Raw genomic sequence first — 21,545 nt, forward strand, 5'->3', positions numbered from 1 at the left:
CAATGAAATTACTAACACCCGTTCTATTAGTCTTAAGTTTACTGGCCACTAGCGCACAAGCTGCAACGTTAAAAATTGCAACACTGGCGCCTGATGGTACTAGCTGGATGAAGCTATTCCGTGAAGCCGCCGCTGAAATCAAGACCGAAACGGAAGGTCGTGTAAACGTTAAATATTTCCCAGGCGGCGTACAAGGCAGCGACAAGAGCGTACTGCGTAAAATGCAGATCCGCCAACTGCAAGGCGGTGCTGTTGCCTCTGGCGCATTCGCGCAAATCGCCTCGTCTACTCAGCTCTATAGCCTGCCATTCACCTTCCGCAATTTAGAAGAAGTACGTGCAATTCGTGAAGAGTTCGATCCGTACATTATTCAAGATCTAGCGAAAAATGGTTATGTGGTACTCGGCATATCGGAAGGCGGATTCGCTTACCTGATGTCAAATAAAGCCATCCGCACGTCAAGCGATGTGCAAGATCGCAAAGTTTGGGTGCCGGAAGGCGATATGATCAGCCAAACAACCTTCGAAAACGGTGGCGTATCCCCCATCGCGCTGCCTGTTTCGGATGTGTATACCAGCTTACAAACCGGTTTAATTGATACGGTTGCCGTTAATCCTTCGACTTCGATTGCTTTGCAGTGGCATACCAAACTCGATTACGCCACTGATTATCCTCTGGTATTTTTGATCGGCATGATGGTCGTCGATGACTCTGCCTTTAAGAAAATTAGCACTGCCGATCAGGCAACCGTAAAACGCGTTATGGCTGCAACCTTCGCTAAAATGGATGCGCAAAACGAGATTGATGAAGCTGGTGCACGCCAAGCGTTGGCACAAAATGGTATCGAATTCGTAGAGCTGACCGAAGCCGACAAAACTGCATGGCAAGCATTGGCCAAAGGCGCAGTTGCCGCACTTGCCGATAAGAACGTTTACCCCGTCGATTTGTACAAAAAGCTGCAACAGCGCCTCATAGAATTGCGTCAGGCCAAATAATGAAAAAACTCGTAACTTGGGTGCATCGAGCAGAAGACAGCCTACTAGTGCTACTCCTACTCGCGATGATTTTACTGGCGGGATTCGATATTCTCGCCCGCTCGTTGTTTGGCGGCGGTGTCAGCTGGATTCCGCCCTTGTTACGAGTTTTAGTGCTATGGCTGGGGCTGCTTGGAGCTCTGTTGGCAACTCGCACGCGTGAGCACATTGCTATAGATCTTATTAATCGCTTAGCCGGACCTAAAACCAAACGTCTAATGACGGTAGTGACGCTCAGCTTTGCTGCAGTTATTTGCGGCATTATTGCTTGGCATAGCTATGCATTCCTCGCAGTATCACGTGACTTTGGCGATATCGCGTTTGCCCAAATTCCCGCTTGGCCGCTACAAGCCATTATTCCTTTTAGTTTTGCTTTGATGGGCCTGCGCTTTATCGCGCAGAGCCTAGATACGGCGATTAATGGCTTGGAGGAGCAGGCATGAGCGTTATTATTCCTCTCATTTTGTTCTTGCTCGCCATCGCCGGTGCACCGTTATTTACTGTGATTGCTGCAAGTGCTTTGTGGGGCTTTTGGCAGAGTGATGTCGACCTGCAAGTTATGGCTGTGGAAATCTATCGCATTGCCGAAATGCCAGTATTGATAGCCATTCCACTATTTACCTTTGCAGGGTATATGCTCGGTGAAAGCCAAGCGCCTAAACGCCTCGTACGAATTACCGATGCATTTCTTGGTTGGATGCCTGGAGGCCTAGCTATCGTTGCTCTTGTAGCGTGCGCTATGTTTACTGCATTTACAGGCGCTTCAGGCGTGACCATTGTGGCACTGGGCGCATTGTTGGTACCGGCTCTAAATAAAGCAGGCTACAAAGAACAATTCAATCTAGGCCTAGTCACGACGTCAGGGAGTCTTGGCTTGTTGTTCGCGCCATCGTTACCTTTGATTCTGTATGGTGTTATTGCCCAGCAAATGGCGTTAGACACCCCAGTCAGTATTGATGATTTGTTTCTAGCGGGTCTCCTACCCGGCTTGCTTATGCTAGTCGCACTATCGCTTTACAGCGCTTGGCAGGGTCGTCACATCAAGAAAGAAGCCGAACCTTTTGATAGTGCCGAAGCTTGGGCTGCTATTAAAGATAGCGCATGGGAAATTCCTCTACCGTTCGTCGTACTTGGTGGTATTTACGGTGGTTTCTTCGCAGTATCTGAAGCCGCTGCCATTACAGCGTTATACGTACTGATCGTCACTGTCGTGATTCGTCGCGAAATCAGCTTTAGCAATTTACCCGGTGTTATGCGCGACTCGATGAAGCTCGTTGGCGCTATCTTATTGATATTAGGTGTGTCACTCGCATCGACTAACTACATGATTGATGCCGGAGTACCTGAGACCATCTTTGGTTATATCCAAGCGCACGTCAGTGATGGTTTTACCTTTTTGTTATTGTTGACGGTGTTCTTGTTAATCTTAGGTATGATGCTAGATATCTTTTCAGCCATCGTCATTATGATTCCGATCATACTGCCAATCGCTGTGCAGTATGGTATCCACCCGATCCATCTTGGAATTTTATTCTTGGCGAATATGCAGTTGGGCTATTTCACACCTCCGGTAGGTATGAATTTGTTTATTGCCAGCTTCCGCTTTAATAAGCCGGTTATGACGCTTTATCGAGCGACGCTGCCCTTCTTCTTTATTCTTTTAGCCACGGTCATCATCATCACCTACGTACCTTGGCTGAGTATGGTTCTGCTATGAACAGAGAGGTCGCTGTAATTGCTTACCTGTACATGACCAATCTTTACAGCTCTGTGCCCAAACTTACGCAGTATGGGAGTAGATTATCAGGTATTGGCTCAGGCCATCTTCATGATCGTTGCGCAAGGATGCGCGCCCAGTCCTGCTACTTTGCGGGCCCCCAACGGCCCGCTTTTTTTCCTATTTGGTAATCTTATATGCCCTCCTTTTTAGCACGGGCGACTCGCCTATTTGTCAGCCAAGTGGTGAAACGCCAATTAGGACCTAAAGTGTCCATTGCCTCTCAACGCAAACGCTTAGATGCATTACAGCGCGTTATTCCAATGCCTAACGGTGTTAAAGAAGAAGAGTGCCACTTAGGCAATATTCCAGCACGTAGTTACACACCTGCGATGGACAGCGGCGCAATTCTATATTTACACGGCGGAGCCTACACTATTGGCTCACCGGTTAGTCATCGGGAAATGGTCGCTCGAATATCGCGTCAGACTGAACATAAAGGCTACTTAATCGATTATCGCTTAGCACCTGAGTCATTATTCCCAGCCGCAGTGGAAGATGCCCTAGAAGCATATATAGCGTTGTTGGCAGAGCATCAAAACATCGTTGTTATGGGCGACTCGGCCGGTGGCGGCCTGACCCTCGCACTTATGCAAGCGATTCGCGCTGGCGAATACGCCGAACCCGCGGCGTTAGTCTTGCTGTCTCCTTGGGCAGACTTAACTTGCAGCGGTGACAGCATAGAGCGTTGCGCGGCCATCGATCCGATGCTCAGCGCTGAGTGGTTAAATACATCGGCGAAAATATACGCCGGTGAAGAATCACTAAGCCACCCGCAAATATCGCCGCTGTTCAGCGATTTCACGGACTATCCGCGCACACTAATTCAAGTAGGAACAGATGAAATACTACTTGATGACGCCCGTCGAGTTGCCTATGCAATCAAGCAGGCTGGGAATGAAGTTGTTTTACAGGAATTTGCCGACATGTGGCATGTATTTCAAATTCACGGCAGCTATATGCCGGAATCACGCGGAGCAATAAGAGCAATAGCAAATTTCTTAAAAGGCGATAAATAGTTCGCAGGCCATCCCCCCGGGAATGCTCGCGCTCTAAATATTAATGAGCGCCCATAAAAAAACCCGCGATAAAAATCGCGGGTTTTTTCGCATCAGTAAACTGATACTGACCGACTTAGTCTTCAGTAACTACGTCGTCAGCTGCAGTAGCAACTGGACGATCTACTAATTCAACATAAGCCATTGGGGCGTTATCACCCGCACGGAAGCCACATTTCAAAATACGAATGTAGCCACCTGGGCGAGCTTGGTAACGAGGACCCAAGTCAGTGAACAACTTACCAACTACTTCTTTGCTACGAGTACGAGCAAAGGCCAAACGGCGGTTAGCAACTGAATCCACTTTTGCAAGTGTGATCAGTGGCTCAGCTACGCGACGCAGCTCTTTTGCCTTTGGCAGAGTAGTCTTGATGATTTCATGTTCGAACAAGCTCACCGCCATGTTTTTGAACATAGCTTGACGGTGTGCGCTTGTACGATTGAAGTGACGACCACTTTTACGATGACGCATGGTTTAATTCCTTAACTAACTGAACGAACCGCTTACGCTAGCACTTTGTCGTCGTTCCGGAGACTGGCAGGTGGCCAGTTTTCCAGATGCATACCCAACGACAGGCCGCGTGACGCAAGAACGTCTTTAATTTCAGTCAGAGACTTTTTACCTAAGTTAGGAGTCTTCAACAGCTCAACTTCAGTGCGCTGAATCAGATCACCGATGTAGTAAATATTTTCTGCTTTCAGACAGTTAGCAGAGCGAACGGTCAGTTCTAAGTCGTCCACTGGACGAAGTAGAATCGGATCGATCTCTTCTTCTTCGCGAATCTGTTCTACGACTTCGTCGTTTTCTAGATTTACGAAAATTGCTAACTGCTGTTGCAAGATAGTCGCGGAACGACGGATCGCTTCTTCTGGATCAATTGTGCCATTGGTCTCAAGATCAATGACCAGCTTATCCAAGTCAGTGCGTTGTTCTACACGAGCGCTATCGACGCTGTATGAAACACGCTTAACTGGGCTGTAGGTAGCATCAAGCTGCAATTTACCAATCGCCTTAGTTTCTTCATCGTTTTGGTTACGAGCTTCAACAGTTTCGTAGCCGCGACCAGAAGATACCTTCAGGCTCATTTTCAGTTCAGTGCCTTCGCCCAAATGAGCTAGAACATGACCTGGGTTTGCAATCTCAACACCGTGATCCAGTTGAATATCGGCAGCTGTCACTATACCAGGACCAACTTTGGTCAAGGTTAGAGAAGCTTCGTCACGTTCATGCAATTTGACCGCAACACCTTTGAGGTTCAGTAGGATCTCAATCACATCTTCCTGAACACCATCAATAGCGCTGTACTCATGCAAAACGCCATCGATCTCACATTCCACGATCGCTGCGCCTGGCATAGAAGACAGCAGGATACGACGTAATGCGTTGCCCAGAGTGTGACCGAAACCGCGCTCTAGCGGCTCAAGTGTTACCTTGGCATGGGTATTGTTTACTTCGTCCACCTGGATGTGACGAGGTGTCAAAAATTCATTAACTGCACGCTGCATAGCTGCCCCTTAATTTCCTCTATTATTTAGAGTAAAGTTCCACGATCAGGTTTTCGTTGATCTCAGCAGAGAGATCAGCGCGCTCAGGAACTGATTTATAAGTTCCTTCCATCTTGCCCGCATTGACATCAATCCATGCGCAATCGGCACGTTGTGATGACAACTGAAGAGCAGTTTTAATGCGATCCTGAGTTTTGGATTTTTCGCGAATCGCTACTACATCACCGCTCTTAACTTGGTAAGACGGGATATTTACAGTTTGGCCGTTCACAACGATAGATTTGTGAGAGACAAGCTGACGTGCTTCCGCACGAGTTGAGCCGAAGCCCATGCGATATACGACGTTATCCAAACGCCCTTCTAACAATTGCAACAAATTCTCACCAGTCGCGCCTTTACGGCGTGCGGCTTCTTTGTAGTAACTGCGGAATTGCTTTTCTAGGATACCGTACAGGCGACGTACTTTTTGCTTTTCACGTAGCTGTAGACCGTAGTCTGACAGACGACCGCGACCAGCACCGTGTACACCTGGTTTGGTTTCCATTTTACATTTTGTGTCTAGTGAGCGAACACCGCTTTTTAGGAACAAATCAGTTCCTTCACGACGTGCTAGCTTACACTTAGGACCAATATAACGTGCCATTTCTCAAGCCTCCTTATACGCGACGCTTCTTAGGTGGACGACAGCCGTTATGTGGAATCGGCGTCACATCAGTGATGTTCGCGATTTTGTATCCACATGCGTTCAAAGCACGAACGGCAGACTCACGACCAGGACCAGGACCTTTAACTTCCACGTCCAGATTCTTGAGGCCGTACTCTTTGGCGGCTTCCCCAGCGCGCTCCGCAGCAACCTGAGCTGCGAAAGGAGTGCTCTTACGAGAACCACGGAAACCAGAACCACCGGCGGTAGCCCATGACAGAGCGTTACCTTGACGATCGGTAATGGTTACGATGGTGTTGTTAAAAGAGGCGTGTATATGGGCGATGCCGTCTACTACCGTCTTTTTAACCTTCTTCTTTGGTGATCTATTTGGCTTAGCCATTTTTAAATCCTGCTTTTAATATCAACACTGCAACAAGTCGAATGCAGCTACACTAAAAACCCGATCGCAAGTAAAATTACTTACGAATCGGTTTGCGCGGACCTTTACGGGTACGAGCATTTGTTTTAGTACGCTGACCGCGAAGTGGCAGGCTACGACGGTGACGGATGCCTCGGAAGGAACCCATATCCATCAAACGTTTGATGCTCATCTGGACTTCACGACGCAGATCGCCTTCAACCGTGTATTTTGCTACTTCGTTACGAACAACATCCAACAACTCTTCGCTCAAATCACCAATCTTGGTGCTCTCAGCAATGCCAGCACTGGCACAGATTTGCTGGGCAGACGTCTTACCAATGCCATAGACATAGGTCAGAGAGATAACTGCATGCTTGTTGTCAGGAATGTTGACACCGGCAATACGGGCCATGTCTAACTCCGTTACACTTACTTAATGAAAGGGCCGCGAATAGTACAGATAACATGATCAGAAATCAAGCTATCTGAATCGCGACCCGGCCTTGTCAGAAGAATTAACCCTGACGTTGTTTGTGCTTAGGATCTGTACAGATCACTCGCACGCTACCGTTACGGCGAATTACTTTGCATTCACGGCAGATTTTTTTAACAGACGCACGTACTTTCATGACGGTCTCCTAAATCTGACTCAGCGTGCTGAGCCAAAATTCTTAAGATTTGATTTCTTCATCAGTGATTCGTACTGGCTCGACATCAAGTGCGATTGCACCTGCGCCATAAAGTCCATAACGACAACCACAACGATCAACAATGACGTTCCACCAAAATAGAAAGGAACATCTGCAGCTACTACCAAGAACTGAGGTAACAAGCACACAGCGGCAATATACAGAGAACCGAACAGTGTCAAACGACCTAGTACGCTATCAATGTAATTGGCTGTTTGAATTCCTGGACGAATCCCTGGAATAAACGCGCCTGACTTCTTCAAGTTCTCTGCAACATCACGAGGGTTGAACATCAACGCCGTGTAGAAGTAGCAGAAGAAGATAATTCCAGCTGCGAACAGAACAATATAAAGCGGCTGACTAGGAGCCAACGCATTACTGAACTTCTGCAACCATTCCATGCCTTCGCCTTGACCAAACCATTGACCCAAAGACGCAGGGAACAAAAGTAAGCTTGAGGCAAAGATCGCTGGGATAACCCCAGCCATATTCAGTTTAAGCGGCAGATGACTGGTCTGTGCCTGAAATACTTGGCGTCCTTGCTGGCGCTTGGCGTAGTTGATTGTAATACGGCGCTGACCGCGTTCTACGAACACGACAAACCCGATTACAGCAACGGCTAGAGCAGCAATCACCAATAATAACAGGATGTTTAAGTCGCCCTGACGGGCAGACTCAAACGCCTGACCAATAGCACTTGGCAAGCCAGCAACAATCCCAGCAAAAATCAGAATCGAGATGCCGTTACCGATACCACGCTCGGTAACTTGCTCTCCTAGCCACATCATGAACACTGCACCAGCCACGAAGGACGGTACGGCCGTGACATAGAACTCTACGCCGGATGAGAAAGTAACACCTTGGCTAGCCAAGCCGGCGGATACGCCGAATGCTTGAACCGTTGCCAATAATACGGTGCCATAGCGGGTGTACTGGGTAATCTTTCGACGCCCAGACTCACCCTCTTTCTTCAATTGCTCTAGCTGAGGACTCACAGCCGTCAACAATTGCATGATAATCGACGCAGAAATGTAAGGCATGATGCCCAGCGCGAGAATACTCATACGCTCCAGTGCACCGCCGGAGAACATGTTGAACATTTCCAAGATAGTACCTTGATTCTGTTCGAACAGGCGCGCCAATGCGTCTGGATTAATGCCTGGTACCGGTATATGGGTACCCACACGATATACAACAATTGCCAACAGGACGAATCGGATGCGAGCCCAAAGCTCGCTTAATCCAGATTGCATGCCCTGCGGTAGTGAGCCTTGCCTAGCCATTAGTCTTCGACCTTTCCACCTGCTGCTTCAATAGCAGCTTTAGCGCCTTTAGTGACCTTTAAACCTTTAACAGTCACAGCCTTCTTAACTTCACCAGACAGAATCACGCGAGCAGTTTTAATCTTCTCGCCAATAACGTCTGCTGCTTTAAGAGCTGCTAGATCTACCACATCACCTTCAACCAATGCCAATTCGTTCAAACGAATCTCAGCAACATACTGTGCTTGACGAGAAACGAAGCCGAATTTTGGCAAACGGCGATGAATAGGCATCTGACCGCCTTCGAAGCCTGGAGCCACTTTACCACCAGAGCGCGATTTTTGACCTTTGTGACCACGACCACCAGTCTTACCCAGACCAGAACCGATACCACGGCCTACACGCTTAGCAGCAGGTTTAGAACCAGGAGCTGGGCTCAATTCATTGAGACGCATATTACTCCCCTTCAACCTTAATCATGTATTGAACTTGGTTGATCATACCGCGTACAGATGGAGTATCTTCCAACTCAACGGTGTGACCAATGCGACGGAGACCCAAACCTTTCATGGTTTCACGATGCTTTGGCAATTTGCCAATAGTGCTTCGTGTTTGGGTCACTTTTACGGTTTTATTAGCCATAACAGATTACCCCAGGATGTCTTCAACAGACTTGCCGCGCTTAGCTGCAACTTGTTCCGGAGATTTCATTTGCGCTAAACCATTAAAGGTTGCGCGAACGACGTTCACCGGGTTAGTTGAACCGTAGCACTTAGCCAATACGTTTTTAACGCCGACCATTTCCAGAACAGCACGCATCGCACCACCGGCGATAATACCCGTACCTTCAGAAGCAGGCTGCATGTATACCTGAGCGCCAGAGTGACGGGCGCGGATAGGATACTGCAAAGTGTTACCGTCCAATTGTACGGTAACCATATTGCGCTTAGCCTGTTCCATTGCTTTCTGGATAGCCAGTGGCACTTCGCGTGATTTACCACGACCGAAGCCCACACGACCATTGCCGTCGCCCACTACTGTCAAAGCTGTAAAGGCGAAAATACGACCACCTTTTACAACTTTGGCTACGCGGTTAACTTGTACCAGTTTTTCCTGGAGTTCGCTTTCGTTACGGTCGTTGTTACGATCGTTATTACGTTCATTATTTGCCATGATCTTTACCCTTAGAATTCCAGGCCGCTTTCACGAGCCGCGTCAGCCAGAGCTTTAACACGACCATGGTATTTAAAACCAGAACGATCGAACGCTACTTTAGTGACGCCAGCGGCTTTCGCGCGCTCAGCAATCAGCTGGCCAACTTTAGTGGCAGCGTTAACATTACCAGTCAGTTCAGTACGCAGATCAGCTTCTACAGTAGAAGCAGTAGCCAAGACGTTAGCGCCGTTGGCCGAGATGATCTGAGCATAGATGTGTCTGGGCGTACGGTATACGCACAGACGTACCGCGCTTTTCTCACGGATATTTATCCGTGTTTTCTGGGCGCGGCGTAAACGAGCTTTTTTCTTCTCATTCATGGCCTAGACCTTACTTTTTCTTGGCTTCTTTACGACGCACGTTTTCATCAGCATAGCGAACACCCTTGCCTTTATAAGGCTCTGGTGGACGATAGCCACGGATTTCAGCTGCTACTTGGCCAACTTGCTGCTTATCAATACCTTTGATAACCACTTCAGTTTGGCTAGGAGTCTCAGCAGTAACACCTGCTGGCAGCTCATAGTCGACAGGGTGAGAGAAGCCCAGTGTTAAATTCAGAGTGTTGCCCGTGGTTTTAACACGATAACCAACACCTTGCAGGATCAACTTCTTCTCAAAACCTACGCTTACACCAGTAACCATATTGTTTACTAGAGCGCGGAACGTACCAGCCAAAGCGTTAGCTTGCTTGTCGTTCGATTTTGGGGCGAAAGTTAGTACGTTTTCTTCTTTCTGAATATTTACAGAAGAATGAACGTTTAACTCTAATTGTCCCTGCTTACCTTTAATAGAAAGCTTGTCAGCGGCGACAGTTACTTCAACGCCAGCTGGGATTTGTACAGGAGCTTTTGCTACGCGAGACATCGTTATTCCCCTTAGAATACGGTCGCTATAACTTCACCGCCAACGCCCGCAGCACGAGCAGCGCGATCAGTCATAACGCCTTTAGAAGTGGAAACGATAGCTACACCCAAACCTGCTTCAACTTTCGGCAGTTCGGTGGTGCCGCGGTACTGACGCAGACCAGGGCGACTTACGCGCTGGATACGTTCAATAACTGGCTTGCCTTCGTAGTATTTCAAGTCAATCGTCATAGTCGGCTTAACGCCTGACTCAACTGAAAAACCTGCGATGTAGCCTTCAGATTCTAGAACCTCGGCCACTGATTTCTTAATTTTTGAAGACGGCATGCTTACATTCGAATGACCAGCTTGCTGGGCATTACGAATGCGGGTGAACATGTCCGCCAACGTATCTTGCATACTCATTTAATATTACCTCTGTTGTACAGCGCCCCCCTTCCGGATTAGAGGAAGGGGGAATTGCTTACCAACTAGCTTTTTTAAGGCCAGGCACATTACCCTTCATGCCTTCTTCGCGCAACTTAATACGTGAAAGCTTGAACTTACGGTATACACCGTGTGGGCGGCCTGTCATTTGACAACGTGCACGCAGGCGGCTTGATGACGAATCACGCGGCAGCTTTTGCAATGCTTGTTGTGCGTTCCAACGAGCTTCATCAGATGAATCTACGTTGATGATGATTGCTTTAAGTTCGGCGCGTTTTGCGGCGAACTTTGCTACCAACTTCTCACGCTTCAGTTCACGATTCTTCATGCTAATCTTAGCCATGGTTAACTCCTTAGTTACGGAACGGGAACTGCAGCGCTTTCAGTAAAGCGCGGCCTTCATCGTTTGTTTTAGCAGTTGTTGTGATGGTCACATCCATACCGCGGATCTTGTCTACTTTATCGTATTCAATTTCCGGGAAGATGATCTGTTCCTTCACACCCATGCTGTAGTTACCACGACCGTCGAACGACTTAGGGTTAATACCACGGAAATCGCGTACACGAGGTAGAGATACATCTACCAAACGATCCATGAATTCCCACATGCGAGCACGACGCAGGGTTACTTTACAGCCAATTGGCCAGCCTTCACGAACTTTAAAGCCCGCTACTGACTTACGTGCCTTAGTAACAATCGCTTTCTGACCAGCAATCGCTTCCATATCGGCAACGGCGCTGTCCATCAACTTCTTGTCACCAAGCGCTTCACCAACACCCATGTTCAGGGTGATTTTGGTAACGCGTGGCACTTCCATAATGTTTTTGTAACCAAACTCTTCTTTCAGCTTGGCTACTACTTCAGTTTTGTACAGTTGTTCTAAACGTGACATAGCAGTACCCAGTCCGATTAGGCGTCAACTTGATCGCCAGTGGATTTGAAGATACGTACCTTGCTTTCGCCTTCAACTTTAAAGCCAACACGATCAGCTTTTTCAGTTTTCGGGTTCCAGATAGCAACGTTGGAAGCTTGAATACTCGCTTCTTTCTCAACGATACCACCTGGTTGCTGTAGGTACGGATTTGGTTTCTGGTGTTTTTTCACCATGTTAATACCAGCTACAACCAAGCTTCCGGTGTCTAGTACTTTTTGTACTTTGCCACGTTTGCCTTTGTCTTTACCGGCAATAACAACTACTTCGTCATTTTTGCGAATCTTTAACATATCGTCCCCTCCCCTACAGCACTTCAGGTGCTAGGGAAATGATTTTCATGAACTGTTCAGAGCGCAGCTCACGAGTCACAGGGCCAAAGATACGTGTACCGATCGGCGCAAGAGACGCGTTCAACAGTACCGCAGAGTTGGTGTCGAAACGGATGATAGAGCCGTCTGGACGACGTACACCTTTACGGGTACGTACTACTACTGCGTTCATTACCTGACCTTTTTTAACTTTACCGCGAGGAATCGCTTCCTTCACGGATACCTTAATCAAATCACCGATGCCGGCATAGCGACGATGTGAACCGCCCAGTACTTTAATGCACTGTACGCGCTTCGCGCCGCTGTTGTCGGCAACGTCAAGCATTGATTGAGTTTGAATCATGCTGCTCGCTCCTTAACTAGCTTCGCCAGGTATTAAACCTTGGCGCCGCGCTCGTCGATACTTACCAGCGCCCATGTCTTGTTTTTAGACAAAGGACGCGACTCTTTTAGCGTAACGGTGTCACCAATCTGACATTCGTTATTTTCATCATGCGCCATTACTTTCGTAGAGCGCTTCACGAACTTCTTGTAAATCGGGTGCTGAACAAAACGTTCGATAAGTACAGTTACTGACTTATCCATCTTGTTGCTGACAACGCGACCACTCATAGTGCGTGCAATAGTTGTGTTCTCACTCATGATCATTCCCCTGCCTTGCTTGCAAGCACGGTTTTAACGCGAGCGATATCACGACGTGTCTGACGTACTAGATGCGTTTGACCTAACTGGCCAGTCGCCTTCTGCATACGCAGTTTGAATTGATCGCTCAACAGTTCTTCTAGCTGAGTTTGCAGCTCAGCTACTGATTTTTGTTTCAGTTCAGTTGCGTTCATCACAGCACCGTCCGTTTAACAAATGCGGTTTCAAAAGGCAGCTTAGCAGCGGCCAGAGCGAAAGCTTCACGAGCCAACTCTTCTGGAACGCCTTCAATCTCATAGAGAACGCGGCCTGGTTGAATCTGACAAACCCAGTATTCAACGTTACCCTTACCTTTACCCATACGCACTTCAAGAGGCTTCTCGGTAATTGGCTTATCAGGGAAAACGCGGATCCAGATTTTGCCCCCACGCTTCACTTTACGAGTCAACGCACGACGCGCTGATTCGATCTGCCGTGAAGTCAAACGACCACGACCTGTTGCTTTTAGTGCGTACTCACCAAAGCTAACCTTGGAGCCACGAATGGCCAAACCACGGTTACGGCCGGTCTGGACTTTACGGAACTTCGTACGTTTTGGTAATAACATAACTCAATCCCCTTACGAACGGCCGGTTTTCTTTTTACCTTGGTTTTTGGCACGGTCACGGACTTCTTCTATTCCGCCTAGGATCTCGCCTTTGAAGATCCAAACCTTAACGCCAATAACACCATAGGTAGTGTGTGCTTCATACGTCGAATAATCGATGTCAGCGCGCAATGTATGCAACGGAACACGACCTTCGCGATACCACTCTGAACGAGCGATTTCAGCACCACCTAAACGACCGCCAACCTGGATTTTGATGCCTTCAGCACCGCCACGCATTGCGTTTTGAACGGCGCGCTTCATAGCACGACGGAACATAACGCGACGTTCGAGCTGGTTAGCAACGCTTTGCGCTACCAAACGAGCATCTAAATCTGGTTTACGAACTTCTTCGATATTGATGTGTACTGGAATACCCATCAAATCGCTTACATCTTTACGTAATACTTCTACGTCTTCGCCTTTTTTACCAATCACGATGCCTGGACGGGCAGTGTGGATGGTTACTTTGGCGTTTTGCGCTGGACGCTCAATAACGACCTTGCTCACTGAAGCCTTTTCAAGGCGCTTTTCGATCAAAGATCGAACAGCAATGTCAGTCAGCAGGTTGTCGGCGTATTTATCCTTCCCAGCATACCAGATCGAATTATGATCTTTGGTGATACCCAAGCGGATACCGGTTGGATGAACTTTCTGACCCATCTGACCAACTCCTATTTTTCTGAAACTTTCACAGTGATGTGACAAGTACGCTTACAGATACGATCTGCGCGGCCTTTCGCACGAGGGCGAATGCGCTTCAAAGTCGTACCTTCATCAACGAACACAGTAGAAACACTAAGTTCATCAACATCAGCACCGTTATTGTGCTCAGCGTTGGCGATAGCAGATTCCAGCACTTTCTTCATCAGATCAGCGCCTTTCTTGGTGCTGAACGTCAAAATGTTTAGAGCTTCAGCAACATTTCTGCCGCGAATCTGATCTGCAACTAGGCGACCCTTTTGCGCAGACAAGCGAGCTCCACGTAGTACAGCGGCTACTTCAGACATATTTCACCCCTCCTTAACGTTTGGCTTTCTTATCCGCAACATGACCCTTGTAGGTACGAGTCAAGGCGAATTCACCGAGTTTATGACCAACCATGTCTTCAGTTACGAAAACAGGCACGTGTTGCTTGCCGTTATGAACAGCAAGAGTCAGCCCCACGAAATCTGGAAAGATTGTGGAGCGGCGAGACCAAGTCTTGATCGGACGTTTGTCGTTCTTCTCAAGAGCGGTCTCTACCTTCTTCATTAAGTGATGGTCTATGAATGGACCTTTTTTCAATGAACGTGGCACAGTTCAATCCTCTCTAATTATTTCGCAGAACGACGACGTACGATGAGCTTATCGGTACGCTTATTCTTACGAGTCTTATAACCTTTGGTAGGAACACCCCAAGGAGTTACTGGATGGCGACCACCAGAAGTACGACCCTCACCACCACCATGTGGGTGGTCAACAGGGTTCATTACCACACCGCGAACGGTTGGACGAACACCACGCCAGCGCGATGCACCAGCTTTACCCAGTTCACGCAGAGCATGCTCAGCGTTACCAACTTCACCTAGAGTAGCGCGGCAGTCAGACAGCACTTTACGCATTTCGCCTGAACGAAGACGCAGTGTGCAGTAAGCACCATCACGAGCAACCAGCTGAGCAGATGTACCCGCAGAACGAGCGATCTGACCACCTTTACCAGGCTTCAGCTCAACGTTGTGAATCACACTACCTACCGGTACGCTGCGTAGCGACATAGAGCTACCAACTTTGATAGGTGCGTTTTCACCTGAAATCACCTGATCACCAGCAACTAAGCCTTTTGGTGCCAGGATGTAGCTACGTTCGCCGTCTGCATATTTCAACAGAGCGATGTTCGCGCTACGGTTCGGATCGTATTCCAAGCGTTCTACAACGGCTGGGATACCATCTTTATTACGTTTGAAGTCAACCAAACGGTAGTGTTGCTTATGACCACCACCAATGTGACGAGTGGTAATACGGCCGTTGTTGTTACGACCACCGCTCTTAGACTTCTTCTCAAGCAAAGCTGCATGCGGCTTACCCGTGTGCAGTTCAGCGTTTACGACTTTTACCAGATGGCGACGGCCAGCAGAAGTCGGTTTAGTTTTCACCAATGCCATGACTTAAGCCTCCCTTAGTTCGCGTCTGCGAAGTCGATGTCCTGACCCGCTACCAAACGAACGTATGCTTTACGCACATCGTTACGCTTGCCAATGCCGCGAGCAGTACGCTTTGTTTTGCCTTTAATGTTGACGGTCTGTACTGACTGAACTTTCACGTCAAACAGAGCTTCAACCGCTTTTTTGATTTCCGGCTTAGTTGCGTCAGGCGCAATACGGAAAACATACTGATCATTCTTGTCAGCTAGGATAGTGGCCTTCTCAGAAATATGAGGCGCTACTAACACTTTAAAGATACGTTCACGATTCATGCGTAGGTCTCCTCAAGTTTCTTCAGAGCAGACACAGTCACTAGGATTTTCTCGAACGCGATCAAGCTAACCGGATCAATTGCAGATGCTTCGGTAACGCCAACATGTGGCACGTTACGAGCCGCTAGATATAGATTCTCATCGATATCATCAGCAACGATCAGAACATTCTTCAGATCCATTTCGTTTAACTTAGCAATGAATGCTTTAGTCTTGTGCGACTCAACAGAGAAGGAGTCAGCAACAACCAAACGATCCTGACGAACTAGTTCAGACAGAATTGACTGCATCGCTGCGCGATACATCTTCTTGTTCACTTTCTGTTCGTAGTTGCGTGGCTTAGCAGCAAACGTAACACCACCTGAACGCCAGATAGGGCTGCTTGATGTACCAGCACGCGCACGACCAGTACCCTTCTGACGCCATGGTTTAATACCACCACCAGAAACTTCAGAACGGGTTTTTTGAGCTTTAGTACCTTGACGGCCACCTGCCATATAAGCAGTAACAATCTGGTGTACCAGAGCTTCATTGAATTCACGACCAAAGGTAGCATCAGAAACTGCTACTGCCGCGCCAGTGTTTGTTTTAAGTTCCATTGTTTACCCCTTAGCCTTTACAGCTGGTTTAACAATTACGTCGGAACCAGTCGCACCTGGAACTGCACCCTTGACCAGCAGCAGATTATTTTCTGCGTCTACACGAACGATCTCTAGGCTTTGAGTAGTTACCTGCTCAGCACCCATGTGACCGGCCATTTTTTTGCCTTTCCATACGCGGCCAGGAGTCTGACACTGACCAATAGAGCCAGGTGCGCGGTGAGACAAAGAGTTACCGTGAGTAGCGTCTTGCATACGGAAATTCCAGCGCTTAATACCGCCTTGGAAGCCCTTACCTTTAGACATACCAGTAACATCAACCTTTTGGCCTGCTTCGAATTGCGCAACGGTCAACTCATCGCCAGCGGCGAAAGTTTCGTCAGTGCGGAATTCCATAACACCACGACCAGCTTCAACATTTGCTTTCGCAAAATGTCCAGCTTCAGGTTTTGAAACGCGAGAAGCTTTCTTCGCGCCATATGTAACCTGCAGAGCACTGTAACCGTCAGTTTCGGCGGTTTTAACTTGAGCAACGCGGTTAGGCGTTACGTGCAGAACAGTGACAGCAACAGATTGACCTTCTTCGGTAAATACACGGGTCATACCCGCTTTCTTACCGACAATACCAATTGCCATTTCAATTTCCTCTAGTGTACGGGGCTTTAACCCGCTATGGCCGCTCAACATGAGCGTTACACAGAGCCTAAATATTAATTCTTACGAATTAACCTAGGCTGATCTGTACTTCCACACCGGCAGCCAGATCTAGTTTCATCAACGCATCAACTGTTTTCTCAGTTGGCTCAACAATGTCGAGCATGCGCTTATGCGTACGGATTTCGTACTGGTCGCGCGCGTCTTTATTAACGTGCGGTGAAACCAGAACGGTAAAACGCTCTTTACGTGTAGGTAACGGAATAGGACCGCGTACCTGAGCGCCCGTACGTTTAGCCGTATCGACGATTTCCTGAGTCGATGTATCGATCAGGCGATGGTCGAACGCCTTCAAACGGATACGGATTCGTTGGTTTTGCATACCAAACTCCAAGTTAGAGTGCTTCAGCTTGCTTCCCCCAGATTCTAGGGGACGCGAATTGTATGCGGCTGTACAAAAAGTGTCAACCACACAAATGCAAAAGCCCCGCTGTTAAGGCAGGGCTTTCGTGTTTTTTACAGTTATTCGCGATTAAGCGATAACTTTTGCTACCACGCCGGCGCCAACTGTACGGCCACCTTCACGGATTGCGAAACGTAAACCTTCATCCATCGCGATTGGTGCAATCAGAGTAACGGTCAATTGAACGTTATCACCTGGCATTACCATTTCTACGCCTTCTGGAAGTTCACAAGCACCTGTCACGTCAGTTGTACGGAAGTAGAACTGTGGACGGTAGCCTTTGAAGAATGGTGTATGACGACCACCTTCATCTTTACCCAACACGTAAACTTCTGATTGGAAAGTTGTGTGTGGAGTAATAGAACCTGGCTTAGCCAATACTTGGCCACGCTCAACTTCTTCACGCTTAGTACCACGCAGCAGAACACCAACGTTCTCACCAGCACGGCCTTCGTCTAGAATCTTGCGGAACATCTCAACACCAGTACAGGTAGTTTTGATGGTGTCTTTGATACCGATGATCGCAACTTCTTCACCAGTACGAACGATACCGCGCTCAACACGACCAGTAACAACCGTACCACGACCTTGAATAGAGAATACGTCTTCGATTGGCATCAAGAAGGCACCATCAACAGCACGCTCTGGCTCAGGGATGTACTCATCTAGAGTTTCAACCAGCTTCTTAACAGCGGTTGTACCCATTTCGTTGTCGTCTTGGCCGTTCAATGCCATCAAAGCAGAACCCGCGATGATTGGAGTGTCGTCGCCTGGGAAGTCATATTCTGACAACAGGTCACGCAATTCCATTTCAACAAGCTCAAGCATTTCTGCGTATTCTTCTGAGTCTGCGCCGCCGCAATCTTCAGCAAGAAGATCCGCTTTGTTTAGGAATACAACAATGTAAGGTACACCAACCTGACGAGACAACAGGATGTGCTCACGAGTCTGTGGCATTGGGCCATCAGTCGCGCCACATACTAGGATCGCGCCGTCCATCTGTGCAGCACCAGTGATCATGTTTTTTACATAATCCGCGTGTCCTGGGCAGTCGACGTGTGCGTAGTGACGTGATGGTGATTCGTATTCAACGTGTGACGTTGAAATAGTGATACCGCGCTCACGCTCTTCTGGAGCATTGTCGATACCGTCGAATGCAACGGCAGCACCGCCCCATACTTCTGAACATACGCGAGTTAACGCTGCAGTTAGAGTTGTTTTACCGTGGTCAACGTGACCGATAGTACCCACGTTTACGTGGGGTTTTGTGCGTTCAAACGCTGCCTTAGCCATAGAATACCTCGTTCAATATCTGTAAGTGATTAATATCTTTTAATAATCGCATCGGCAACACTGGCAGGTGCTTCCGAGTATTTTTCAAATTCCATCGAATAGGTCGCACGACCCTGAGTAGCAGAACGCAAATCGGTCGCATAACCGAACATCTCTGCCAAAGGTACGCTGGCGTCGACCACCTTACCGGAAGGCGTGTCATCCATTCCTGAAATCAATCCTCGACGACGATTCAAATCACCTACCACATCCCCCATATTTGCTTCAGGGGTTACAACCTCAACCTTCATCGTAGGCTCGAGCAAGACTGCCTTACCTTTTTCCGAAAGCTGTTTAGTTGCCTGTGAGGCAGCAATTTTAAACGCCATCTCATTCGAGTCAACGTCGTGATACGAGCCGTCGATTAACGTCGCTTTTAGGCCCAGCAATGGGTATCCCGCCAGCACACCGTTTTTCATTTGCTCGAAGATGCCTTTTTCTACCGCAGGAATATATTCGCGCGGAATAACGCCACCAACCACTTCATTGATAAATTCGAGGCCTTCTTCATCCGAAGGCTCGAAACGGATCACTACGTGCCCGTACTGACCACGACCACCCGATTGCTTAACAAACTTGTGATCAATCTCAACCGTTGCGGTGATTTTCTCGCGATAAGCCACTTGCGGCTTACCCACATTCGCCTCAACGTTAAATTCACGACGCATACGATCGACAATAATATCGAGATGCAATTCACCCATACCAGAAATAATGGTCTGGCCGGTTTCAGGATCTGTTTCCACACGGAACGATGGATCTTCTTGCGCAAGTTTACCCAACGCAACTCCCATCTTCTCTTGATCAGCTACTGAGCGCGGCTCAACAGCAACCGAGATAACTGGGTCTGGGAATTCCATACGCTCAAGCGTAATAACGTGATCAATGGCACACAAGGTATCGCCCGTCGTTACATCTTTCAATCCGATGGCCGCAGCAATATCACCAGCACATACAGATTTAATTTCTTCGCGCGAGTTCGCATGCATTTGCACCATACGCCCAACACGTTCTTTCTTCGACTTAACCGGATTAAAAACACTATCCCCCGAGTTCAAGACCCCAGAGTAAACGCGCATAAAGGTTAATGTACCAACGAAAGGATCAGTGGCGATTTTGAATGCCAACGCAGCAAATGGCGCGGTATCAGATGCTTCACGCACCGCAGGTGTTTCTGCAGCATCGTTTAACACACCGTCGATTGCCTTCACCTCAATTGGAGATGGCATATATTCGATTACGGCATCAAGTACCGCTTGCACGCCTTTATTTTTAAAGGCAGAACCGCAAGTTACCAGTACAACATCGCCAGATAAGGTAAGTTGACGTAGAGCAGCCTTAATCTCAGCCTCCTCCAACGTTTCGCCCTCTAAATAGCGATCCATCAGCTCATCATTGGCTTCCGCGGCTGCTTCGATCATGTTTTCGCGCCACTCTTGTGCCACGTCAACCATGTCTTCAGGAATGTCCTCATAAACAAAGGTCATACCTTGATCAGCTTCACTCCAACGAATTGCCTTCATCTTAATCAAATCGATAACGCCACTGAAATTCTCTTCAGCGCCAATATTGATTTGAATAGGCACTGCATTCGCACCAAGACGACTCTTCAGCTGCTCAACCACCATAAAGTAGTCGGCACCAGCACGGTCCATCTTATTAACGAATACAAGGCGGGGAACTTCATACTTGTTCGCCTGACGCCAGACTGTTTCAGTCTGAGGCTGAACACCAGAGGAACCACACAGCACCACAACAGCGCCATCCAACACACGCAACGAACGCTCAACCTCAATAGTGAAGTCAACGTGCCCAGGCGTATCAATGATATTGATACGGTGCTGGTTAAATTGCTGTGCCATACCGGCCCAAAAACAAGTGGTCGCAGCGGAGGTGATAGTAATACCACGCTCCTGTTCCTGCTCCATCCAGTCCATGGTAGCGGCGCCGTCATGTACCTCACCGATTTTGTGAGAAACACCGGTGTAAAAAAGTACGCGCTCCGTCGTTGTGGTTTTACCCGCATCGACATGAGCCACAATACCAATATTACGGTAACGCTCAATCGGCGTTGTGCGTGCCACTGTGCAGTCCTCGGTCTAATTAAAAGCGGTAATGAGAGAACGCTTTGTTCGCTTCAGCCATGCGGTGAACGTCTTCACGCTTCTTAACCGCAGAACCTTTACCTTCAGCTGCATCCAGCATCTCGTTCGCAAGACGCTGAGCCATGGACTTTTCACCACGACCACGAGCTGCATCTACTAACCAACGCATCGCCAAAGCTTGACGACGTGAAGGACGAACTTCAACAGGTACTTGATAAGTAGCACCACCAACACGGCGGCTCTTAACTTCTACCAAAGGCTGGATTGCTTCTAATGCTTTTTCAAACAGTTCTAGCGGATCGCCACCCTGTTTTGAAGCCATAGTATCCAATGCACCGTAAACGATTTTCTCGGCAACGGATTTCTTTCCACTAACCATTACATGGTTCATGAACTTAGCCAGTACAGTATTTCCGAATTTCGGATCTGGCAGTATTTCGCGTTTCGCGGCGACGCGTCTTCTTGGCATGATAAGCCCTCATAGGTCT

At 48.2% G+C, this 21,545-nt stretch carries 35 protein-coding genes; 4 read left to right on the plus strand and 31 right to left on the minus strand.

What is annotated here, in order from left to right:
* The first annotated feature begins 2 nt into the window (after positions 1-2).
* The 4 genes from TOL_RS16515 to TOL_RS16530 all read left to right on the plus strand — a co-directional run bounded on the left by TOL_RS16515 (position 3) and on the right by TOL_RS16530 (position 3,830).
* Complete coding sequence (locus tag TOL_RS16515) at positions 3-995, plus strand: TRAP transporter substrate-binding protein (RefSeq protein ID WP_015488512.1); 993 nt, start codon at positions 3-5, stop codon at positions 993-995.
* On the plus strand, positions 995-1,477 hold the full coding sequence (locus TOL_RS16520) for a TRAP transporter small permease (protein WP_015488513.1): 483 nt from the start codon (positions 995-997) through the stop codon (positions 1,475-1,477). Before TOL_RS16515 ends, TOL_RS16520 begins: the two co-directional genes overlap by 1 nt.
* Positions 1,474-2,751, plus strand: a complete 1,278-nt coding sequence (locus TOL_RS16525; protein WP_015488514.1) for a TRAP transporter large permease — start codon at positions 1,474-1,476, stop codon at positions 2,749-2,751. Before TOL_RS16520 ends, TOL_RS16525 begins: the two co-directional genes overlap by 4 nt.
* A 197-nt stretch (positions 2,752-2,948) precedes the next feature.
* Positions 2,949-3,830 (plus strand): alpha/beta hydrolase, encoded by an 882-nt coding sequence (locus TOL_RS16530; protein ID WP_015488516.1) that lies wholly within the window; start codon positions 2,949-2,951, stop codon positions 3,828-3,830.
* Positions 3,831-3,945: 115 nt separating this feature from the next.
* On the opposite strand, the gene rplQ is transcribed toward TOL_RS16530, so the two are convergent.
* From rplQ to rpsG, 31 genes are all read right to left on the minus strand, one after another.
* Positions 3,946-4,341 carry a 50S ribosomal protein L17 gene (gene rplQ / locus TOL_RS16535; protein WP_015488517.1) on the minus strand — a complete coding sequence of 132 codons (396 nt, stop codon included), beginning with the start codon at positions 4,339-4,341 and terminating at the stop codon, positions 3,946-3,948.
* Between the two features lie 32 nt (positions 4,342-4,373).
* Complete coding sequence (locus tag TOL_RS16540) at positions 4,374-5,375, minus strand: DNA-directed RNA polymerase subunit alpha (RefSeq protein ID WP_015488518.1); 1,002 nt, start codon at positions 5,373-5,375, stop codon at positions 4,374-4,376.
* Between the two features lie 22 nt (positions 5,376-5,397).
* The gene (gene rpsD, locus TOL_RS16545; protein WP_015488519.1) at positions 5,398-6,018 is read right to left on the minus strand and encodes a 30S ribosomal protein S4; all 621 of its coding nucleotides are present in this window, start codon (positions 6,016-6,018) and stop codon (positions 5,398-5,400) included.
* 13 nt (positions 6,019-6,031) lie between these two features.
* Positions 6,032-6,421 carry a 30S ribosomal protein S11 gene (gene rpsK, locus TOL_RS16550; RefSeq protein ID WP_015488520.1) on the minus strand — a complete coding sequence of 130 codons (390 nt, stop codon included), beginning with the start codon at positions 6,419-6,421 and terminating at the stop codon, positions 6,032-6,034.
* 76 nt (positions 6,422-6,497) lie between these two features.
* On the minus strand, positions 6,498-6,854 hold the full coding sequence (gene rpsM / locus TOL_RS16555; RefSeq protein WP_015488521.1) for a 30S ribosomal protein S13: 357 nt from the start codon (positions 6,852-6,854) through the stop codon (positions 6,498-6,500).
* Between the two features lie 103 nt (positions 6,855-6,957).
* Complete coding sequence (gene rpmJ, locus TOL_RS18850; protein WP_015488522.1) at positions 6,958-7,071, minus strand: 50S ribosomal protein L36; 114 nt, start codon at positions 7,069-7,071, stop codon at positions 6,958-6,960.
* A gap of 20 nt (positions 7,072-7,091) precedes the next feature.
* On the minus strand, positions 7,092-8,414 hold the full coding sequence (gene secY, locus TOL_RS16560; RefSeq protein WP_015488523.1) for a preprotein translocase subunit SecY: 1,323 nt from the start codon (positions 8,412-8,414) through the stop codon (positions 7,092-7,094).
* Positions 8,414-8,848, minus strand: coding sequence for a 50S ribosomal protein L15 (gene rplO / locus TOL_RS16565; RefSeq protein WP_015488524.1), 435 nt, complete (start codon positions 8,846-8,848; stop codon positions 8,414-8,416). Before rplO ends, secY begins: the two co-directional genes overlap by 1 nt.
* A 1-nt stretch (position 8,849) precedes the next feature.
* The gene (gene rpmD, locus TOL_RS16570) at positions 8,850-9,035 is read right to left on the minus strand and encodes a 50S ribosomal protein L30 (protein ID WP_015488525.1); all 186 of its coding nucleotides are present in this window, start codon (positions 9,033-9,035) and stop codon (positions 8,850-8,852) included.
* Positions 9,036-9,041: 6 nt separating this feature from the next.
* A complete protein-coding gene (rpsE, locus tag TOL_RS16575; protein ID WP_015488526.1) occupies positions 9,042-9,566 on the minus strand; it encodes a 30S ribosomal protein S5 in 525 nt (174 codons plus the stop codon).
* Between the two features lie 11 nt (positions 9,567-9,577).
* Positions 9,578-9,928 (minus strand): 50S ribosomal protein L18, encoded by a 351-nt coding sequence (gene rplR / locus TOL_RS16580; protein WP_015488527.1) that lies wholly within the window; start codon positions 9,926-9,928, stop codon positions 9,578-9,580.
* Positions 9,929-9,938: 10 nt separating this feature from the next.
* Positions 9,939-10,472, minus strand: a complete 534-nt coding sequence (gene rplF / locus TOL_RS16585; RefSeq protein WP_015488528.1) for a 50S ribosomal protein L6 — start codon at positions 10,470-10,472, stop codon at positions 9,939-9,941.
* An 11-nt stretch (positions 10,473-10,483) separates the two neighbouring features.
* Positions 10,484-10,876 carry a 30S ribosomal protein S8 gene (gene rpsH / locus TOL_RS16590; protein WP_015488529.1) on the minus strand — a complete coding sequence of 131 codons (393 nt, stop codon included), beginning with the start codon at positions 10,874-10,876 and terminating at the stop codon, positions 10,484-10,486.
* A 58-nt stretch (positions 10,877-10,934) separates the two neighbouring features.
* Positions 10,935-11,240: a 30S ribosomal protein S14 gene (gene rpsN, locus TOL_RS16595; RefSeq protein WP_015488530.1), complete on the minus strand. Its 306-nt coding sequence runs from the start codon at positions 11,238-11,240 to the stop codon at positions 10,935-10,937.
* A gap of 10 nt (positions 11,241-11,250) precedes the next feature.
* Positions 11,251-11,790, minus strand: a complete 540-nt coding sequence (gene rplE / locus TOL_RS16600; protein WP_015488531.1) for a 50S ribosomal protein L5 — start codon at positions 11,788-11,790, stop codon at positions 11,251-11,253.
* A 17-nt stretch (positions 11,791-11,807) separates the two neighbouring features.
* On the minus strand, positions 11,808-12,122 hold the full coding sequence (gene rplX, locus TOL_RS16605; RefSeq protein WP_015488532.1) for a 50S ribosomal protein L24: 315 nt from the start codon (positions 12,120-12,122) through the stop codon (positions 11,808-11,810).
* Positions 12,123-12,135: 13 nt separating this feature from the next.
* Complete coding sequence (gene rplN / locus TOL_RS16610) at positions 12,136-12,504, minus strand: 50S ribosomal protein L14 (RefSeq protein WP_015488533.1); 369 nt, start codon at positions 12,502-12,504, stop codon at positions 12,136-12,138.
* Positions 12,505-12,536: 32 nt separating this feature from the next.
* Positions 12,537-12,803, minus strand: a complete 267-nt coding sequence (gene rpsQ, locus TOL_RS16615) for a 30S ribosomal protein S17 (RefSeq protein WP_015488534.1) — start codon at positions 12,801-12,803, stop codon at positions 12,537-12,539.
* Between the two features lie 2 nt (positions 12,804-12,805).
* Positions 12,806-12,997 carry a 50S ribosomal protein L29 gene (rpmC, locus tag TOL_RS16620; RefSeq protein WP_015488535.1) on the minus strand — a complete coding sequence of 64 codons (192 nt, stop codon included), beginning with the start codon at positions 12,995-12,997 and terminating at the stop codon, positions 12,806-12,808.
* Positions 12,997-13,410 (minus strand): 50S ribosomal protein L16, encoded by a 414-nt coding sequence (rplP, locus tag TOL_RS16625; protein WP_015488536.1) that lies wholly within the window; start codon positions 13,408-13,410, stop codon positions 12,997-12,999. The genes rpmC and rplP overlap by 1 nt, the downstream gene beginning before the upstream one ends.
* A 12-nt stretch (positions 13,411-13,422) precedes the next feature.
* Positions 13,423-14,112 carry a 30S ribosomal protein S3 gene (rpsC, locus tag TOL_RS16630; RefSeq protein WP_015488537.1) on the minus strand — a complete coding sequence of 230 codons (690 nt, stop codon included), beginning with the start codon at positions 14,110-14,112 and terminating at the stop codon, positions 13,423-13,425.
* Between the two features lie 11 nt (positions 14,113-14,123).
* The gene (gene rplV, locus TOL_RS16635; protein WP_015488538.1) at positions 14,124-14,459 is read right to left on the minus strand and encodes a 50S ribosomal protein L22; all 336 of its coding nucleotides are present in this window, start codon (positions 14,457-14,459) and stop codon (positions 14,124-14,126) included.
* A gap of 13 nt (positions 14,460-14,472) precedes the next feature.
* On the minus strand, positions 14,473-14,748 hold the full coding sequence (rpsS, locus tag TOL_RS16640) for a 30S ribosomal protein S19 (RefSeq protein WP_015488539.1): 276 nt from the start codon (positions 14,746-14,748) through the stop codon (positions 14,473-14,475).
* 17 nt (positions 14,749-14,765) lie between these two features.
* The gene (rplB, locus tag TOL_RS16645) at positions 14,766-15,593 is read right to left on the minus strand and encodes a 50S ribosomal protein L2 (protein WP_015488540.1); all 828 of its coding nucleotides are present in this window, start codon (positions 15,591-15,593) and stop codon (positions 14,766-14,768) included.
* Positions 15,594-15,607: 14 nt separating this feature from the next.
* The gene (rplW, locus tag TOL_RS16650) at positions 15,608-15,904 is read right to left on the minus strand and encodes a 50S ribosomal protein L23 (RefSeq protein WP_015488541.1); all 297 of its coding nucleotides are present in this window, start codon (positions 15,902-15,904) and stop codon (positions 15,608-15,610) included.
* A complete protein-coding gene (gene rplD / locus TOL_RS16655) occupies positions 15,901-16,503 on the minus strand; it encodes a 50S ribosomal protein L4 (protein ID WP_015488542.1) in 603 nt (200 codons plus the stop codon). The genes rplW and rplD overlap by 4 nt, the downstream gene beginning before the upstream one ends.
* A 3-nt stretch (positions 16,504-16,506) precedes the next feature.
* Positions 16,507-17,139, minus strand: a complete 633-nt coding sequence (gene rplC / locus TOL_RS16660; protein ID WP_015488543.1) for a 50S ribosomal protein L3 — start codon at positions 17,137-17,139, stop codon at positions 16,507-16,509.
* An 88-nt stretch (positions 17,140-17,227) separates the two neighbouring features.
* Entirely contained in the window at positions 17,228-17,539 is a 312-nt protein-coding gene (gene rpsJ / locus TOL_RS16665; protein WP_015488544.1) for a 30S ribosomal protein S10, read from the minus strand.
* A 150-nt stretch (positions 17,540-17,689) separates the two neighbouring features.
* Positions 17,690-18,913 (minus strand): elongation factor Tu, encoded by a 1,224-nt coding sequence (tuf, locus tag TOL_RS16670; protein WP_015488545.1) that lies wholly within the window; start codon positions 18,911-18,913, stop codon positions 17,690-17,692.
* A gap of 29 nt (positions 18,914-18,942) precedes the next feature.
* A complete protein-coding gene (fusA, locus tag TOL_RS16675; RefSeq protein ID WP_015488546.1) occupies positions 18,943-21,036 on the minus strand; it encodes an elongation factor G in 2,094 nt (697 codons plus the stop codon).
* A 19-nt stretch (positions 21,037-21,055) separates the two neighbouring features.
* Positions 21,056-21,526, minus strand: a complete 471-nt coding sequence (rpsG, locus tag TOL_RS16680) for a 30S ribosomal protein S7 (RefSeq protein ID WP_025266469.1) — start codon at positions 21,524-21,526, stop codon at positions 21,056-21,058.
* Positions 21,527-21,545 lie beyond the last annotated feature (19 nt).

The sequence above is a fragment of the Thalassolituus oleivorans MIL-1 genome (assembly GCF_000355675.1).
GTDB classification, from domain to species: domain Bacteria; phylum Pseudomonadota; class Gammaproteobacteria; order Pseudomonadales; family Oceanobacteraceae; genus Thalassolituus; species Thalassolituus oleivorans.